19 protein-coding genes are annotated in these 14,178 nt (G+C 63.8%); 9 read left to right on the top strand and 10 right to left on the bottom strand.

The window, feature by feature from the left end; all coding sequences use genetic code 11:
* Positions 1–510, top strand: a 510-nt coding sequence (locus tag ACN0TK_RS17265) for a TetR family transcriptional regulator C-terminal domain-containing protein (protein ID WP_417310782.1), incomplete at its 5' end; no start/stop codon positions are given.
* A gap of 82 nt (positions 511–592) precedes the next feature.
* Here ACN0TK_RS17265 and ACN0TK_RS17270 read toward each other — a convergent pair.
* The gene (locus ACN0TK_RS17270) at positions 593–1,657 is read right to left on the bottom strand and encodes a diguanylate cyclase domain-containing protein (protein WP_417310783.1); all 1,065 of its coding nucleotides are present in this window, start codon (positions 1,655–1,657) and stop codon (positions 593–595) included.
* Between the two features lie 331 nt (positions 1,658–1,988).
* Here ACN0TK_RS17270 and ACN0TK_RS17275 point away from each other — a divergent pair, with 331 nt between their 5' ends.
* Positions 1,989–2,348: a septal ring lytic transglycosylase RlpA family protein gene (locus ACN0TK_RS17275; RefSeq protein WP_417310784.1), complete on the top strand. Its 360-nt coding sequence runs from the start codon at positions 1,989–1,991 to the stop codon at positions 2,346–2,348.
* 69 nt (positions 2,349–2,417) lie between these two features.
* Here the strand turns inward: ACN0TK_RS17275 and ACN0TK_RS17280 are convergent, their stop codons facing one another.
* From ACN0TK_RS17280 to ACN0TK_RS17305, 6 genes are all read right to left on the bottom strand, one after another.
* Entirely contained in the window at positions 2,418–2,624 is a 207-nt protein-coding gene (locus tag ACN0TK_RS17280; RefSeq protein WP_417310785.1) for a hypothetical protein, read from the bottom strand.
* Positions 2,617–2,766 (bottom strand): hypothetical protein, encoded by a 150-nt coding sequence (locus ACN0TK_RS17285; protein WP_417310786.1) that lies wholly within the window; start codon positions 2,764–2,766, stop codon positions 2,617–2,619. The genes ACN0TK_RS17280 and ACN0TK_RS17285 overlap by 8 nt, the downstream gene beginning before the upstream one ends.
* 65 nt (positions 2,767–2,831) lie before the next feature.
* Positions 2,832–3,410, bottom strand: a complete 579-nt coding sequence (gene phnN / locus ACN0TK_RS17290; RefSeq protein WP_417310787.1) for a phosphonate metabolism protein/1,5-bisphosphokinase (PRPP-forming) PhnN — start codon at positions 3,408–3,410, stop codon at positions 2,832–2,834.
* Positions 3,410–4,546: an alpha-D-ribose 1-methylphosphonate 5-triphosphate diphosphatase gene (locus ACN0TK_RS17295; RefSeq protein WP_417310788.1), complete on the bottom strand. Its 1,137-nt coding sequence runs from the start codon at positions 4,544–4,546 to the stop codon at positions 3,410–3,412. The genes phnN and ACN0TK_RS17295 overlap by 1 nt, the downstream gene beginning before the upstream one ends.
* On the bottom strand, positions 4,543–5,241 hold the full coding sequence (locus ACN0TK_RS17300) for a DUF1045 domain-containing protein (RefSeq protein WP_417310789.1): 699 nt from the start codon (positions 5,239–5,241) through the stop codon (positions 4,543–4,545). Before ACN0TK_RS17300 ends, ACN0TK_RS17295 begins: the two co-directional genes overlap by 4 nt.
* 82 nt (positions 5,242–5,323) lie before the next feature.
* Positions 5,324–5,788 carry a hypothetical protein gene (locus tag ACN0TK_RS17305; RefSeq protein ID WP_417310790.1) on the bottom strand — a complete coding sequence of 155 codons (465 nt, stop codon included), beginning with the start codon at positions 5,786–5,788 and terminating at the stop codon, positions 5,324–5,326.
* Positions 5,789–6,007: 219 nt separating this feature from the next.
* On the opposite strand from ACN0TK_RS17305, the gene ACN0TK_RS17310 reads away from it, so the two are divergent.
* The 5 genes from ACN0TK_RS17310 to ACN0TK_RS17330 all read left to right on the top strand — a co-directional run bounded on the left by ACN0TK_RS17310 (position 6,008) and on the right by ACN0TK_RS17330 (position 9,913).
* The gene (locus ACN0TK_RS17310) at positions 6,008–7,261 is read left to right on the top strand and encodes a glycerate kinase type-2 family protein (protein ID WP_417310791.1); all 1,254 of its coding nucleotides are present in this window, start codon (positions 6,008–6,010) and stop codon (positions 7,259–7,261) included.
* Positions 7,262–7,340: 79 nt separating this feature from the next.
* The gene (locus ACN0TK_RS17315; RefSeq protein WP_417310792.1) at positions 7,341–8,282 is read left to right on the top strand and encodes a Gfo/Idh/MocA family protein; all 942 of its coding nucleotides are present in this window, start codon (positions 7,341–7,343) and stop codon (positions 8,280–8,282) included.
* A gap of 9 nt (positions 8,283–8,291) precedes the next feature.
* Positions 8,292–8,582 (top strand): putative quinol monooxygenase, encoded by a 291-nt coding sequence (locus ACN0TK_RS17320; RefSeq protein WP_417310793.1) that lies wholly within the window; start codon positions 8,292–8,294, stop codon positions 8,580–8,582.
* Positions 8,582–9,079 (top strand): 2,4'-dihydroxyacetophenone dioxygenase family protein, encoded by a 498-nt coding sequence (locus ACN0TK_RS17325; RefSeq protein ID WP_417310794.1) that lies wholly within the window; start codon positions 8,582–8,584, stop codon positions 9,077–9,079. Before ACN0TK_RS17320 ends, ACN0TK_RS17325 begins: the two co-directional genes overlap by 1 nt.
* A 108-nt stretch (positions 9,080–9,187) precedes the next feature.
* Positions 9,188–9,913, top strand: a complete 726-nt coding sequence (locus tag ACN0TK_RS17330) for an SDR family NAD(P)-dependent oxidoreductase (protein ID WP_417310795.1) — start codon at positions 9,188–9,190, stop codon at positions 9,911–9,913.
* Between the two features lie 29 nt (positions 9,914–9,942).
* Here the strand turns inward: ACN0TK_RS17330 and ACN0TK_RS17335 are convergent, their stop codons facing one another.
* The 3 genes from ACN0TK_RS17335 to ACN0TK_RS17345 form a co-directional block, all read right to left on the bottom strand.
* Entirely contained in the window at positions 9,943–10,410 is a 468-nt protein-coding gene (locus ACN0TK_RS17335) for a hypothetical protein (RefSeq protein ID WP_417310796.1), read from the bottom strand.
* Positions 10,411–10,437: 27 nt separating this feature from the next.
* A complete protein-coding gene (locus ACN0TK_RS17340) occupies positions 10,438–11,385 on the bottom strand; it encodes an aldo/keto reductase (RefSeq protein WP_417310797.1) in 948 nt (315 codons plus the stop codon).
* A 79-nt stretch (positions 11,386–11,464) separates the two neighbouring features.
* On the bottom strand, positions 11,465–11,860 hold the full coding sequence (locus tag ACN0TK_RS17345; RefSeq protein WP_417310798.1) for a VOC family protein: 396 nt from the start codon (positions 11,858–11,860) through the stop codon (positions 11,465–11,467).
* A 120-nt stretch (positions 11,861–11,980) separates the two neighbouring features.
* On the opposite strand from ACN0TK_RS17345, the gene ACN0TK_RS17350 reads away from it, so the two are divergent.
* Complete coding sequence (locus ACN0TK_RS17350) at positions 11,981–13,009, top strand: LacI family DNA-binding transcriptional regulator (RefSeq protein ID WP_417310799.1); 1,029 nt, start codon at positions 11,981–11,983, stop codon at positions 13,007–13,009.
* A gap of 149 nt (positions 13,010–13,158) precedes the next feature.
* Positions 13,159–14,169: a Gfo/Idh/MocA family protein gene (locus tag ACN0TK_RS17355; RefSeq protein WP_417310800.1), complete on the top strand. Its 1,011-nt coding sequence runs from the start codon at positions 13,159–13,161 to the stop codon at positions 14,167–14,169.
* The last annotated feature ends 9 nt before the right edge of the window (positions 14,170–14,178 follow it).

Genomic DNA, 14,178 nt, shown 5'->3' on the forward strand with positions numbered 1-14,178 from the left:
GAGGCAGCGGGGATGTCCAAGCCCAATCTGCTCTATTACTTTCCGCGCAAGGAAGAGATCTACAAGCGCCTGATGACCGAGATGCTGGACATCTGGCTCACCCCGCTGCGCGAGATCGATTCAGACGGCGACCCGGTTCCGGAGATCCGCTCCTATATCCGTCGCAAGCTCGAGATGAGCCGCGACTTTCCGCGCCAGAGCCGCCTCTTTGCCAACGAGATGCTGCAGGGCGCTCCACGTGTCATCGACGTGCTCGAGACCGATCTCAAGCAACTGGTCGACGAAAAGGCCAAGGTGCTGGAAGCCTGGATGCGAGCCGGCAAGATCGTTCAGACTGATCCCTACCACCTGATCTTTTCCATCTGGGCGACCACGCAGCACTACGCCGATTTCGACGTTCAGGTCCGCGCCGTCCTCGGCCGCGACCGCGGCGGCGACGGACGCTTCGAAGACGCCGCCCGCTTTTTGGAAAACCTGTTTATGCACGGCGTGTTACCGGGCAAAGATTGACGCGCCTGGGTCCCGGCAGAGCGGTGGGCTAGCAGCCGGAGGCGAAACGGTATTGTCGCCGGCTCTTTCTGAGTATTAATGCCTAAGCCGTGCTGACCACGACCAGCTTGGGTCTGGCGTTTGTCGCAAAGGCGATCCGGCCCTCTGGCATGGCCTTGGCGCGGTAGAGTGCCTCGTCTGCGGAGGCCACGAGATCTGGTGTGGCGCAGGCCTCGGTCATCATGGCGATGCCGATGCTGGCACCAATGCACACTGGTGTCCCCTTGACCGTCACCGGTGCGCTTAGCGCGATCTGGATGTCCTTTGCGACCTCGTAGAGGGTTTCCTGATCGGCAACCCCACGCCGGATCATCGCAAACTCGTCACCGCCGACCCGCGTGACCGCGTCGCCCTCGCCCGCCAGTGCCCGTAATCGGGCGCCCACCGTGCACAGCATCTTGTCGCCCGCGCCATGGCCCAACCGGTCATTGACCGCCTTGAAGCCGTCGAGGTCGATATAGAGCAGGCCGAAGCTCTCTTTCGCCTCGCTGAGCGCGGCAAGCGTGGTGTCGAATGTCATGCGGTTGCCGAGCCCTGTCAGAGGGTCCCGTCCCGCAAGATCGGCAGCCGCGCTGCGTTGGCGCTCGAGTTCCCGTGCTGTCCGGAACAAACGCACCAGCGTGAACGCAATGAGACTGAAAAAGCAGACGGCGATGGCAATCCGAATGGGGGCAACGGCGGCGAATGCCGCGGAGCCGGGCCGTGCTGGTGTCCAGGCGAGCGCCAGACCGCCGCCACCCGGCACCGCAACGTGAGCTTCGCCCTGGGGTACCGGACCAAACCGCACGAAATGTGCACCTTTGAGCCCGATTTCTGTGTCGAACCGCCGGGCCATCGCACGATCCAGCGGCTCTCCCGCGGCAATTCGCCCATTCAGCGCCGCAAGGGCACGCTGCTGTTCGGCCTCCAGCGCGCCCGCATCCACACTACCGGCCGCCATCATCAGCGCGGCGACAACCGTCACAGTCATCAGCACCATGAGCGCGATGGCCGCAACGACGAGCTTGAATGGTTCGGAAAGCAGATTGCGAACCGGCGACACTTTGCCGGCTGCTGCTGTTTTGTGCGCCCCCGCGCCCGACAGCATTGTCGAGTAGATCTTGTTCATTACGCCCCCACGTCATAGTCGACGCTCACCGTAGCGGAGGCATTCTTTTCCAATCCTTGCCCTCGGCAAGGCAGTTGCGCGCATGGTTTATGCTTCGCAACGCCTTTTCCCCCTGCGCCAGGCTGCCGCAGGGTCGAAATTAATTGGAATCAGGATAAGTTTTGCTAAGGCGCTGAATCCGAAGTAAAAACAACAACGTCTTGCCCAAAAATGCTGCGACTTCTGGGCAACACTCGCATGAGGCGGGGGCGTGATTCATTTTCGGTTCATATTCTCGCCACAACGACAGGCCTTTTGCCGCTCGTCGTAATCAAGCGTGAGTAATGCAAGGTTGAGTAAGAAAATCGTAGTGGCCGCCGCCATGCTGGCCGCCCTTTGTATCCCGGTCTCGACGTCTGCGATGGCCGCTCAATGTGGTGGCGCGTCGTGGTACGGCCCCGGTTTCAACGGCAAGAAGACGGCTTCTGGGCAGCGTTTCAATCAGAACGCGATGACCGCAGCCCACAAGACCCTTCCCTTCGGCACTGTCGTGAAGGTCACTGATCAGCGTACCGGTAAGTCCATCAAGGTAACGATCAATGACCGCGGTCCGTTCCATAAGGGCCGTATCATCGATCTGTCCGCCGCCGCCGCCGCCAAGCTTGGCACCAAGCAGGCCGGTGTGGGCAGCGTCTGCGTCGCCACTCTCTGAGCGTCGCAGCACGATTAATCACCCTTACAGGGCCGCCCCCGCAACGGGCGGCCCTGGCCATTTCAAAGACTAAAGATCATTAGCGGCGTTGATTTCGTCAGACTCCAATCCGTCGCCTTCGGGGTCAATCGGGTTTGCCGCGACCGGACGGCCCAAAGCTGCGACGATCTCGGTCGCTATGACCCTTAGATCGAGGTTTTCAGGGCTGTCCGCGGCCTGAAGTGCAATAGCGTCCGACAGCACTTTTTCAACCGTATCTATCCTGTTGTCAGCCATTGCCATCCACCGAAAGTCCGTTCTCGTCGACGCGAATTTCGAGCTTCGGTTCCTGCGCCTGTTGCGTCGCGACATAGATGCCCGCGACGACGATGACGACCACCAAAGCAGCGATGATCAGATACAGTGAATTTCGAGACATTGCCGGGCCTTGTTTAGTGACGCTTCAGCCTAAACGGTCCACCGACAAAAAGGTTCACGCTTTCGTCAACGCGCGGATAGCCCGCCGGCGCCGTCGGCGATCGCTTCGAGTGCACTGACAAAGCGCGCAATCCCCTCTTCCAAAGCATCGGAATTGTCGATCACTCTGGCGGGAACATCCTCGGGGACTGCCGCACCTTCGCGCGCGAGACGCCGCGCAATCTCGTCGGAGCTTTCGCGGCCCCTGGCGGCCAGGCGTTCCGCCCGCACCTCCGGGCGCGCATTCACCACCAGCACATGGCAGTGGGGAAATCGCGCCATGGCATCGGCGACGATCCGGCGCGAGCAGTTTACAATGACGGTCTTTCCGGCCCGCATGTGCTGGGTGATGCTGGCCGGGATGCCATAGCTCAACCCATGCGCCTCCCAGTCGAGGGCATAGGCACCGGCCAATTTTTCCTCGACAAAACGCTGCGGGCTGACGCTCTCGTGGTCTTCGAGTTCGGCGACCGCCTCGCGGGTGACCGTCCGCCGAGGAAAGCAGAAGCGTGGGTCCGGACCGATCCTCCGCACCGCCGCCCCGATCAGGGTATCCTTGCCCGCTCCGGACGGGCCGACAACCAGCACCAGAGCCCCGTCCGCCATCAGCTGACCCGCTGCCCCTGCCGCCACACGCCGCGCACCACCGGCACTGGGTCGGTTCGCCGTACCCGTACAAGGTCGGCGCGCTTGCCGATCGCGATCTCGCCGCGGTCATCGAGCTTGGCGGCATGGGCGGGATGGCGTGTCACCATCGCAACCGCTTCGGGCAACAGGATCGACGACGCAAGTTCCGGTAGCAGAAACGCTGCCTGCATCAGCGAGAATGGCACATAGTCCGAACTCAGCACGTCCAGCACGCCAGCATCTGCCAGCTCCACTGCCGAGACATTGCCAGTGTGCGAGCCGCCGCGCACGACGTTGGGACCGCCCATCAACACCGCCATCCCGGCAGCGTGCGACGCTCTTGCCGCGGCCAGTGTGGTCGGAAATTCCGCAATCGCCATGCCGCCAAGCACGGCTTCATCGACATGTGCCGCTGTCGCATCGTCGTGGCTGGCAAACGCCAGTCCGATCTGCTGTCCCAATGCGAGAATTGCCGCGCGGTTGGCGTCTGCGTAGCGATCGTGCTCGGCCTGACGGTCGGCAATGAACTGCGCCATCTCCGCGTCGTTGAGCTTCAGACGCGTCTGGTAGAAGGCGCAGTAGTGGCTCAGTGTGGTGAACTGCCGCTGCCCGGGCGTATGGTCCATCAATGACGCCAGTCCGACCAGCGGATTGGCGAAATGTGCCTCAAAATGCGCCACCACGTCCTCGGTCGGCAACTCACAGCGCAGGTGAATGCGGTGTTCGGCCCGCAGGCGTCCTGCCGCGTCTGCCGCCGAAACCGCCGAGATCATCGCATTCACGTCATCGGTCAGGTCGCCGTCGCCCGGCGCCGAGCCGATGCGCACGGCGTCGAACACCGTGGTGATACCCGCGCCGGCAATCTGGGCGTCATGGCTCTGCAGCGCGGCCATCGCGTTCCACACCACGCCCGGGCGCGGGTGGTAGTGGTTCTCGAAGTGGTCGGTATGCAGCTCCACCAGACCGGGAATGATAAAGTCGCCCTCGACATCCTCGGCAATGGCTGCGGCGCCTTCGGATATGTCGGCAATTACACCGTCCCGCACCAGCACGCTGCCGGTGATCACTTCATCGGCGAGAACGATGCGCGCATTGCCGAGGGCGAGTTCTGTCATGTCGGCGTGCCGGTCAACTCGAAATCTGCGACCCGCATGAAGGGCGCGCCGGGCTCGGCCTCATGATAGAGGGCAATGCGGTCCAGCATTCGCGGCGTGCCCATCTCGCCCGAAAAGACATGGCGCGCCAGCTGAATCATTTCCGGCTCGTCTTCCGGCACCAGCCGGTCGGTGAGGGTCATGTGAAACTGGAACTGCTCCAGCACATAGGGATAGCCGAAGCGCTCGAGCAGCTCGAGCTGTCGCGCCGTCAGGCGTCCGCCGGCGGTGCGCCGGATCTTGTCCTCGACGCTCATCGGCGCGCGGAACGGCTCGAGGCTTTCCACCAGATCGGCCGCCAACACCGTCAGCGGCACCTGCTGGGGCTGCGGCACCAGGGCAATGAAGCCATCAAGCGAGGCGACCTCGAGCATGCCGATCGCCTCTGGCTTGCGGCGCGCCGCAAACGCGGCCAGCGCCGCTTCCAGGTCCTCGCGGCTCTGGCCGTCGCTGAGGCGCATCGGTGCGCGCAGCGTTGCATGAAACCCATAGCGCCTTGCGGATTCTGTGAGGCTGTCGAGCCGCTCGCGACTGATTCCGTCCACGGTGCCGACGGGACCAGCGTTGGAAGGATCACGCCCCAGCCAGCTATTGGCATGCTGCCACAGCGGGTCGTCCACGGCGGGCGCGTAGTAGATGGCGAAGCGTTCAGTCATGCGCAAAAACAGCCTTGATCGTCAGGGGGCAGATATCGGCGTTCGATGTCAGTTTTTTCTCGCTCAGTCCAGACGGCCAGCGCTAGAGGCTGCGCGCCGAACAGCTCTCGGAGCCGTCGACCGGCTCCGACAGGATATCGTCGGCCAAGAGGCTTTCCATCGGCTTGAGGTCACCGATCAGCGCGAAATAGCCCCGCTGGCCGGTGTCCGCGACCTGCCAGCGAATCCGGGTGCCGGAAGGGACGGTGTCGAGTCCGTCGTTGGTAATCACCAGGTCGCCCGCCGATCCCGCCGGCGTACAGGTCAGGTCATATCGCGTACCGAAATAGCGCGTTTGAATGCCGGGGCCGTCGTCGTTGTCGCGCGAGCGCTTGCTCGATTGCGATCGTTTCGGCGCCGAAACCCGATCGGTAATGCGCGGTCCCGCGCCATCCGGACTGACGAGCTGCAGATTGACCTGTCCTTGGCTGGGTGCCGCACTGGCCAGCCCCAGCACCGCGGTCAACACCGCGAGGCTGGCATGTCTGACGAGTGGCAAATGGGTCATGCTCAGGTCCTCGGTCGCGCTGCCGGCAAGCGCTCGACACACCAACAGGCGAGCGCGGAGATGGTTTCCCATTTTGCCCGGCCCGGGTTGAACGCACGCTGGCCAGTTTGTTCAGAAAGCGTTCACCTTGCTGGCAATGGTCGGAAATGCCCGTGGCTGGCTTGCGGCGCCCGCGCAGCGATTCCATGATGCAGGTCCAACCGGAACACACACCACGTCATGGATCGCGACCTTCTCGAACGGCTGTTTCACCGCGCGGTGGATGCGGCCCTGCCGACCCACGCCATCGCCGCAAATCTGCCCGAACGTCCGTCCGGCCGCACGATCGTCGTCGGCGCCGGCAAGGCGTCGGCCCAGATGGCACAGGCCTTCGAGACGGCCTGGGACGCACCGATCGATGATTCCCTGGTCGTCACCCGCTATGGCTATGGCGCCCAGTGCGAGCGCATCGAGATCGTCGAAGCGGCCCATCCTGTGCCCGATATGGCGGGCTTTCTTGCCGCCCGCCGCATGCTCGAAAAACTCTCCGGCCTCTCGCCCGATGATCTCGTTGTCGCGTTGATCTCCGGCGGCGGGTCGGCCCTCCTGCCGCAGCCGGCACCCGGCTTGAGCTTCGAGGACGAACAGGCGGTCAACGAACAGCTGCTGGCCTCCGGCGCGCCGATTTCGGCCATGAACATCATCCGCAACGAACTCAGTGCCATCAAGGGTGGCCGCCTCGCGGCTCAGGCCGCGCCGGCCCGCGTCGCCACGCTCATCGTCTCCGACGTGCCGGGCGATGATCCGGCGCTTGTCGCTTCGGGCCCAACAGTGCCCATGAGCGCCGGTCGCAGCGAAGCGCGTCAGCTCGTAGCGCACTATCGTCTCGAGCTGCCAGCCCCGGCCAGCGCCGTGCTCGCGTCAGAAGACAATCCCTCGCCGCTGCCCAACGATCCGCGCCTTGCTCGCAACACCCATCGCATCATTGCGTCAGCGGCCCTGTCGCTCGATGCGGCTGCCGAAGAGGGGCAGAAGGCTGGGCTGAATGCCCATATTCTGTCGGATGCAATCGAGGGTGAGGCGCGCGACGTTGGCGCCGTTCATGCCGCGATCGCCCGCGAGATAAAAGCCCGCAACCGCCCCTTTGCCATGCCCGCGCTGGTGCTGTCGGGCGGCGAAACCACCGTCACCATTCGGGGCGACGGCCGCGGGGGCCGCAATGTCGAGTTCCTGCTCGCCTTCGCCATGGCCATCGAGGGGACCGAGGGCATTACCGCGCTGGCCGCCGATACCGACGGGATCGATGGGGCAGGCGATGCCGGCGCCATTGCCGATGGCAGCAGCGCCACCCGCATGCGCGCTGCCGGCATCGACCCGCGGGTCGCGCTTGCCAACAATGATGCCTACAACGCCTTCAAGGCGATCGGTGGGCTGGTGGTGACCGGCCCGACCGGCACAAACGTCAACGACTTCCGAGCGATCATCATTCGCTAGACAACCAAAAATCTCCGGCAAGCCTGCTTCCATTCACTGCAGCCTTGCCCTTAAGTGAGCCGCCGCAGGAGGGCAGCGCATGGCCAAGAAGAAAAAGATCGCCGTTATCGGTATTGGTAAGATCTCGCAGGATCAGCACCTGCCGGTGATCGACAAAAGTCCCGATTTCGAGCTCGCGGCCTGCGTGTCCACCCGTGGCTTGGGTCATGGCGATGTTCCGGTCTTCAAGACCCCGGCTGAGCTGTACGAGAAGATGCGCGAGGTCGAACTCGTCGCCATCTGTACCCCGCCTGGCGTACGCCACGCGTTCGTCCGCGAGGCCGTCGCCGCCGGCAAGGACGTGCTGCTGGAAAAGCCGCCGACGCCCACCATCACCGAATTCGAGGATCTGGTCGCCTATGGGGAAAAGAAGGGCCGCGTGCTCTTTCAGACCTGGCATTCGCGTTACAATGCCGCCGTGGACGCGGCCAAGCTGATCCTCAAGGACGAGGGCGTGGCGTCGGTTCGCATCGACTGGCGCGAGAGCGTCCGCAAATGGCATCCGGGGCAGGACTGGGTCTGGGAGCCGGGCGGCTTCGGCGTCTGCGATCCCGGCATCAACGCGCTGTCGATCTACACCAAGATCATGCCATTCCCTGTCTTCGTCGAAAGCGCCGTGCTGCGCTTCCCCGGCAACCGGCAGACCCCGATCGATGTCGATATCACGTTCAAATCGGGCGAGAACCACCAGCCGAAAATGACGGCCGGCTTCAACTGGCTGGAGGAATCCGGAGAGATCTGGACCATTGCCATCGAAACCCGCAAGGGCACCCAGCTCAAGCTCGAAAAGGGTGGCACCGTGCTGGCGGTCGATGGCACCGAAACGGTCGCCAACCCGTCGGAAGAGTACGAAGCGATCTACGAGCGCTTCGCCAGCCTGCTCAAGAAGGGCAAATCCGAAATGGATGGCTCGCCGCTGCGTCTGATGGGCGATGCCTTCCTGCTGGGCGCCCGCGAGAACGTCGATGATTTCCACTGGTAGGAAGAAAACATGTACGGATTGATTGGCAGCTTCACCGCGCATCCGGGCAAGGCAGATGAGTTGATCGCGCTGATGACCGGATCGGTGAGAGAAATGCCCGGCTGCCTGAGCTATGTCGTGGCACGGGACACTGCGGATCCGGACAAGCTCTGGATCACGGAAGTCTGGGACTCGGAAGAAAGCCACAAGGGGTCGCTGAAAATCCCGGCTGTCTCCGAGACCATCAAACAGGCGATGCCGCTGATTGCCGGATTCGGCGATCACATCATCACCACCCCCGTAGGAGGACACGGGATCTGATGTACAAGGTTCTAGATGGCTCGGCCCATCCCCTGGCGCCGAAGGAAATCGCCATTCCCGCCATGCCCGAGGATGAGCGGATCTGGGTACCCCAGGCCGAGGGCGTGTGGTTTCGGCCCATGATGCTCAACACCTTGCAGGGCCAGTGGTGCAACCTGCTGCGCGTCCGCCGTGCCGGCATCCTGTCGAAGCACCTCCATCCCCAGCCGGTCCACGGCTATGTTATCAAGGGCCGATGGCACTATCTCGAGCACGACTGGGTCGCCGAGACCGGCTCTTATGTCTTCGAGCCGCCGGGCGAAATCCATACACTGACGGTGCCGGAGGATTGCGAGGAGATGATCACCTTCTTCAACATCTCCGGCTGCATGGTCTATCTCGACGAGAACAACGAGCAGATCGGCTTCGAGGACGTCTTCACCAAGATCGACATGTGCCGCCAGCACTACATCGACGTCGGCCTCGGTGCGGACTATGTCGACCAGTTCGTGCGCTGACCGGAAGAGCACCATCGCCGAACAGGCAGCACCTCTCCCTTTGGGGGACAGGTCACCGCGTAGCGGCGGGTGAGGGGGCCTCCAGCAGGCTCGAGGGAGAAAACACGAATGACCTGGGCAACTGAATTCTACACCGGCAAGTCCGTGGTCATCACCGGCGCGACCTCGGGGATCGGGCAGGGCATCGGCAGGGCCTTCGCCGATGCCGGCGCGACCGTGTATGCCACCGGCGCCACCCAGGCCGAAGTCGAGGCCGCCACGGCGGTCGAGCCACGCTTCCGCTACACCCAGCTTGATGTCCGCAGTGATGACGCAGTGGCCGAATATGCCGCCGCCGTCGGCCCCGTCGCCGTCCTCGTCAACTGCGCCGGGGTCAACCTGCGTGCTGCCGAGCTGACCCCTACCGGCTTCCAGAGTGTCATCGACATCAATCTCAACGGGTCGATGCGCACCGCCTACGCTTTTCGTGAGCATCTCAAGGGCGGCGCCATTCTCAACATCGGCTCGATGTTCTCCTTTTTCGGCGCCCCGCACGCTCCGGCCTATGCGGCCAGCAAGCACGCCGTCGCCGGGCTTACCAAGTCGCTCGCTGTCGCCTTCGCTTCAGAAGGCGTTCGCGTCAACGCTCTGGCACCGGGCTGGATCGAAACCGCAATGACCGCCGCGCCGCGCGCCAATGAGGCCCGGAATGCCGAGCTGATGGGCCGCACGCCGCTCGGCCGATGGGGCACGCCAGCGGACCTGGCACCGGCGGCCCTGTTCCTGTGTTCACCGCTCGCCGGTTACATCACCGGCGCTGTCCTGCCGATCGACGGTGGCTATCTGGCCAGCTAGCGCCGGGTGGCGGTCGGGCCCATGCTGCCTCAGCGCCGCCGCGCCGGGCCCATCGCGATGAAGAACACCCAGGCGATGCCGCACAACATTGCGGTGAACAGGCTGATGACGCCGGCATGCAGAGGGCCGAACCAGCCAGCATCGGAGGCATAGGGCTGGTCCTGCCACACGCGTACATCAACCACTGTATTCACGGGATACCGCCCCACCACGGCCTCAGCCGACCCCATACCATAGTGGAAGAAGCCCGGCGTGAGCGCCCCGAGCTCCGCCGTGCCGTCACTGCCGGGCGGCCACCTGACCACCACGACCGGGATGTGCCGGGTATTGCCGTTGACCCGTTGCTGCCGCACCTCGGTATCCACCACCACCGTCTCGGTGCGCGGCTGGAAAATCGTCCAGGTCGGCGGATCGGAATAGGTCCAGCTGGTATAGCTGATAAAGATGAAGACCAGCGCGATCACCGCCGGCCCGAAGCGCAGCAACACCCCGCCCATTCCGATCCCCCTCGATACCGCCTGAGGTTATTTGCCCGCTTCGGTCAGCATCTTCAGGTCGTCGTCGCTCAGGCTCAGACGCACGCCCTTGGCGAGGCTCTTCACCTGCTCGACGGAGGTCGCCGAGGCGATCGGCGCGGCAATGCCCGGCTGTGCCGCCAGCCAGGCCAATGCGACCTCGCCGAGTTCTGCGCCCGCCTGCGCGGCGACGGCATCCAGCGCGGCGAGGATATTGCGGCCCTTGTCGTTGAGATACTTGTCGACCACGCCCTTGCCGCGCGGGCTTTTCGAGGCATGCTCTTCGAGCCGGTATTTTCCGGTCAGGAAGCCGGCCGCCAGCCCGAAATACGGAATGCCCGACACTTCGTTCTCGACGCAGAAATCCTGCGTCTCGCCTTCATATCTCTCGCGCGTGTAGAGGTTGTATTCGTTCTGCAGCGTCTCGTAGCGCGGCAGCCCCTCGGATTCCGATATCCCCTGCGCCTCGCCCAGTTGCCCGGCGTCGAAGTTCGAGGCGCCGATCACCCGCACCTTGCCGGCCTCCACCAATCGGCCGTAGGCGGCGAGCGTCTCCGCCTGCGGCGTGCCGTCATCGAAGATGTGGCTCTGGTAGAGATCGATATAGTCGGTCTGCAGCCGTGCCAGCGACGCCTCCACAGCCTCCTCGATATGCTTGGCGCCGAGCCCCTTGCCGCCCGGTCCCATATCGCCGCCGACCTTGGTGAAAATCAGCACCTTGTCGCGATTGCCGCGCGCCTTCATCCAGCGCCCGATGATCTTCTCACTCTCGCTGTCATTGCCGTCGATCCAGCGCGAATAGACATCCGCCGTATCGATTGCGGTAAAGCCCTCGTCCACAAAGGCGTCGAGGACGGCGAACGAGGTGGCTTCATCTGCGGTCCAACCCACAACATTGGTGCCGAGCACCAGCGGATCGATCATCAGGTCCGAGCGGCCGAGGCGGCGCTGCGTCATGGCAGTCTCCAATATGCTTTGGTGTCAATCAGGTGGGAATTGAAGCCTAGACCCGTGGACCCGGCTTGCCAAGGCGCTGCTAATCGCCGGTCTTTGGCTGCAGCAGGTCCCAGCGATTGCCGTAAAGATCCTCGAACACCGCCACCGTCCCATAGGCCTCATGTCGCGGCGCTTCCACAAAGGTGACGCCGGCAGCGCTGTAGCGCGCGTGGTCCCGGGCAAAATCGTCCGTCTCGAGGAAGAACCCGACGCGTCCCCCGGTCTGGTCGCCGATCCTGGCCTGCTGCTCGGGGCCATCGGCCTTGGCCAGCAGCAGCCGCGCACCACCACCGGGCGGCGCCACAAGCACCCAGCGCTTGCCGCCGCCCAGATCGGTATCTGCGATGAGCTCGAAGCCCATCGTATCACGATAGAACCCGATCGCCGCGTCATAGTCGGCGACAACCAATGCGATGGTGGCAATGCTCTGTGTCATGCGCCAGCTCTGCCGCCGCGGGATGCTGCGGTCAAGTCCATGCTGTTGTCGGCCGATGAGATGACAGAGACCTGTCACCGCTTGATCGGCGATGCTAGGAAACTCTCAAAGGAGAGCCCGATGCGCCGCCCCACGATCACCGATCTCGCCCGCGAAGCCGGGGTCAGCGTTGCCACTGTCGACCGGGTGCTGAACGGCCGCGCCAGGGTGCGCGAGGATACGGCGCTGAAGGTCCGGGACGCGGCCAATCGGGTCGGCTATCATGGCGCCACCGCCATTGGTCAGCGCGTTCTGGCGCATCAGCCGCAACTGCGACTCGGCATAATACTGCAAAAGCAGCGACACGATTTTTACCGCGAGCTCGCCGACAATTTGCGCGCGCAACTGGCCGCGACCACCAGTCACCGCGTCCAGGCCAGCGTCGTGTTTGCCGAAACGACCCTGCCTAGCGAGCTGACTGAACTGCTGCATTCCTTTGCCGGCAAAGTCGACGCCGTGGCCGCTACCGGCCTCGACAACCAGCAGGTGACAGCTGCCGTCAGTGCCTTGCGGGCACAGGGTATTCCGGTCTTCTCCCTGCTGTCCGATTTTGCGCAAGGCGTGCGCGAAAGCTATGTCGGACTGAACAATCTGAAGGCGGGGAGAACCGCAGGCTGGCTGATGGCGGGCCTTTGCCGCCAGCCAGGCAAGGTCGGCATCTTCATCGGTGGACATCGCTTTCACGGCCATGAACTGCGCGAAACCGGCTTTAGAAGTTCACTGCGCGAGTATGGTGCGGCGTTCGAGCTTCTCAACCCGCAGGTCAATCTCGAGTCGCGTCAACTCACCTATGAGGCGACGCTAGAAGTGCTGGAATCGACCCCCGATCTCGTCGGCATCTACTGCGCCGGTGGCGGCATGGAGGGGGCGATTGCGGCGCTTCGGGAAACCCGTCAACCCGGACAGATCTGCCTCATGGTGCACGAGCTGACCGCCGAAACGCAGCGCGCGCTTCAGGACGGTTTCGTATCCATCGTCATCTCGACGCCGCTGCGGGAGCTGTGCGCCGAACTGACCGGCCTGATGATCCATGCCGTGGACAACGGCATGGCCGATACGCCCGGCCAGCGCTTCTTGCCATTTCAGATATGGACACCGGAGTCGCTGTGATCAGCAATGATAGAAGTCTATCATTCTGGCGTCAGATTCTCTCACGAATGATGGTGCTGCCACGCCTTGATCGTTGACCCTGCCGGGTCCCGCCACGAATAGTCCGTCCCGTCGGCACGAAGACCGACCGCCTGGGAGGGCTTTCTGACGTGACTATTCGAGTTGGCGTGATCGGCACCGGTGCCATCGGTCGCGATCATGCACGGCGCATCAACCAGGTGCTGAGCGGTGCCCAGGTCACCGCGCTCACCGACGTCAATGCCGCGGCAGCAGAGGCGGTGAAGGCCGAGATCGCCCCGGATGCGCAGGTCTTCGAAACCGGCGCCGAGCTCATCCAGTCCGATGCGGTCGATGCCGTGCTGGTAACCTCCTCCGGCTTTACCCACGAGGACTATGTGCTGGCGGCCATCGCCGCCGGCAAGCCCTGTTTCTGCGAGAAGCCGCTGGCCACGACGGCCGATGCGGCCAAACGAATCGTCGATGCCGAAGCTGCGACGGGCAAGCGCCTGGTGCAGGTCGGCTTCATGCGTCGCTACGATACCGGCTACCGCATGCTGAAGCGCGTCGTCGACACCGAGATCGGTCGTCCGCTGATGGTGCATGCGGCGCATCGCAACCAGTCGGTGGCCCTCAGCTACAGCACACAGATGGCGATCCACGACACGCTGATCCACGAACTGGATATCTTCCGCTGGCTGCTGGAAGACGACTACGTCTCCGCGCAGGTCGTCTTTCCCCGCGCCACGCCGCACGCCCACGAGGGCCTGCGCGACCCGCAGATGGTCTTGCTCGAAACGGCTGGCGGCGTCCGCATCGACGTCGAGATCTTCGTCAATTGCCGCTACGGCTACGACATTCAATGCCAGATCGTCGGCGAGGAGGGACTCGCCAATCTCCCCGATCCCATGGCCATCGCCATGCGCAAGGACGCGCGGCTGCAGACGGCGCTGCTGACCGACTGGAAGGACCGCTTCATCGACAGCTACGATGTCGAACTGGCCGATTTCATCAAGGCTGCGGCGAACGGCACCGCGGCCGGCCCGACATCCTGGGACGGCTATGTGGCGGCAGTCTCCGCCGATGCCTGCGTGGCGGCGCAGGAGGCCCCGGGCAGCATCGTCCCCATCAGCCTGCCGGCGCGCCCGGCGCTCTACGGTTGAGCGCCGCCG

This window comes from Devosia sp. (assembly GCF_048261455.1).
GTDB lineage: Bacteria > Pseudomonadota > Alphaproteobacteria > Rhizobiales > Devosiaceae > Devosia_A.

Bases quoted from the DNA above. Each gene is read 5' to 3' on its own strand.
- ACN0TK_RS17305 (WP_417310790.1), bottom strand. From the start codon at position 5,788: ATGACCCATTTGCCACTCGTCAGACATGCCAGCCTCGCGGTGTTGACC.
- ACN0TK_RS17280 (WP_417310785.1), bottom strand. From the start codon at position 2,624: ATGGCTGACAACAGGATAGATACGGTTGAAAAAGTGCTGTCGGACGCT.
- ACN0TK_RS17295 (WP_417310788.1), bottom strand. From the start codon at position 4,546: ATGACAGAACTCGCCCTCGGCAATGCGCGCATCGTTCTCGCCGATGAA.
- ACN0TK_RS17320 (WP_417310793.1), top strand. From the start codon at position 8,292: ATGTACGGATTGATTGGCAGCTTCACCGCGCATCCGGGCAAGGCAGAT.
- ACN0TK_RS17310 (WP_417310791.1), top strand. From the start codon at position 6,008: ATGGATCGCGACCTTCTCGAACGGCTGTTTCACCGCGCGGTGGATGCG.
- ACN0TK_RS17325 (WP_417310794.1), top strand. From the start codon at position 8,582: ATGTACAAGGTTCTAGATGGCTCGGCCCATCCCCTGGCGCCGAAGGAA.
- ACN0TK_RS17285 (WP_417310786.1), bottom strand. From the start codon at position 2,766: ATGTCTCGAAATTCACTGTATCTGATCATCGCTGCTTTGGTGGTCGTC.
- ACN0TK_RS17300 (WP_417310789.1), bottom strand. From the start codon at position 5,241: ATGACTGAACGCTTCGCCATCTACTACGCGCCCGCCGTGGACGACCCG.
- ACN0TK_RS17335 (WP_417310796.1), bottom strand. From the start codon at position 10,410: ATGGGCGGGGTGTTGCTGCGCTTCGGGCCGGCGGTGATCGCGCTGGTC.
- ACN0TK_RS17340 (WP_417310797.1), bottom strand. From the start codon at position 11,385: ATGACGCAGCGCCGCCTCGGCCGCTCGGACCTGATGATCGATCCGCTG.
- ACN0TK_RS17350 (WP_417310799.1), top strand. From the start codon at position 11,981: ATGCGCCGCCCCACGATCACCGATCTCGCCCGCGAAGCCGGGGTCAGC.
- ACN0TK_RS17330 (WP_417310795.1), top strand. From the start codon at position 9,188: ATGACCTGGGCAACTGAATTCTACACCGGCAAGTCCGTGGTCATCACC.
- ACN0TK_RS17270 (WP_417310783.1), bottom strand. From the start codon at position 1,657: ATGAACAAGATCTACTCGACAATGCTGTCGGGCGCGGGGGCGCACAAA.
- ACN0TK_RS17345 (WP_417310798.1), bottom strand. From the start codon at position 11,860: ATGACACAGAGCATTGCCACCATCGCATTGGTTGTCGCCGACTATGAC.
- ACN0TK_RS17315 (WP_417310792.1), top strand. From the start codon at position 7,341: ATGGCCAAGAAGAAAAAGATCGCCGTTATCGGTATTGGTAAGATCTCG.
- phnN (WP_417310787.1), bottom strand. From the start codon at position 3,410: ATGGCGGACGGGGCTCTGGTGCTGGTTGTCGGCCCGTCCGGAGCGGGC.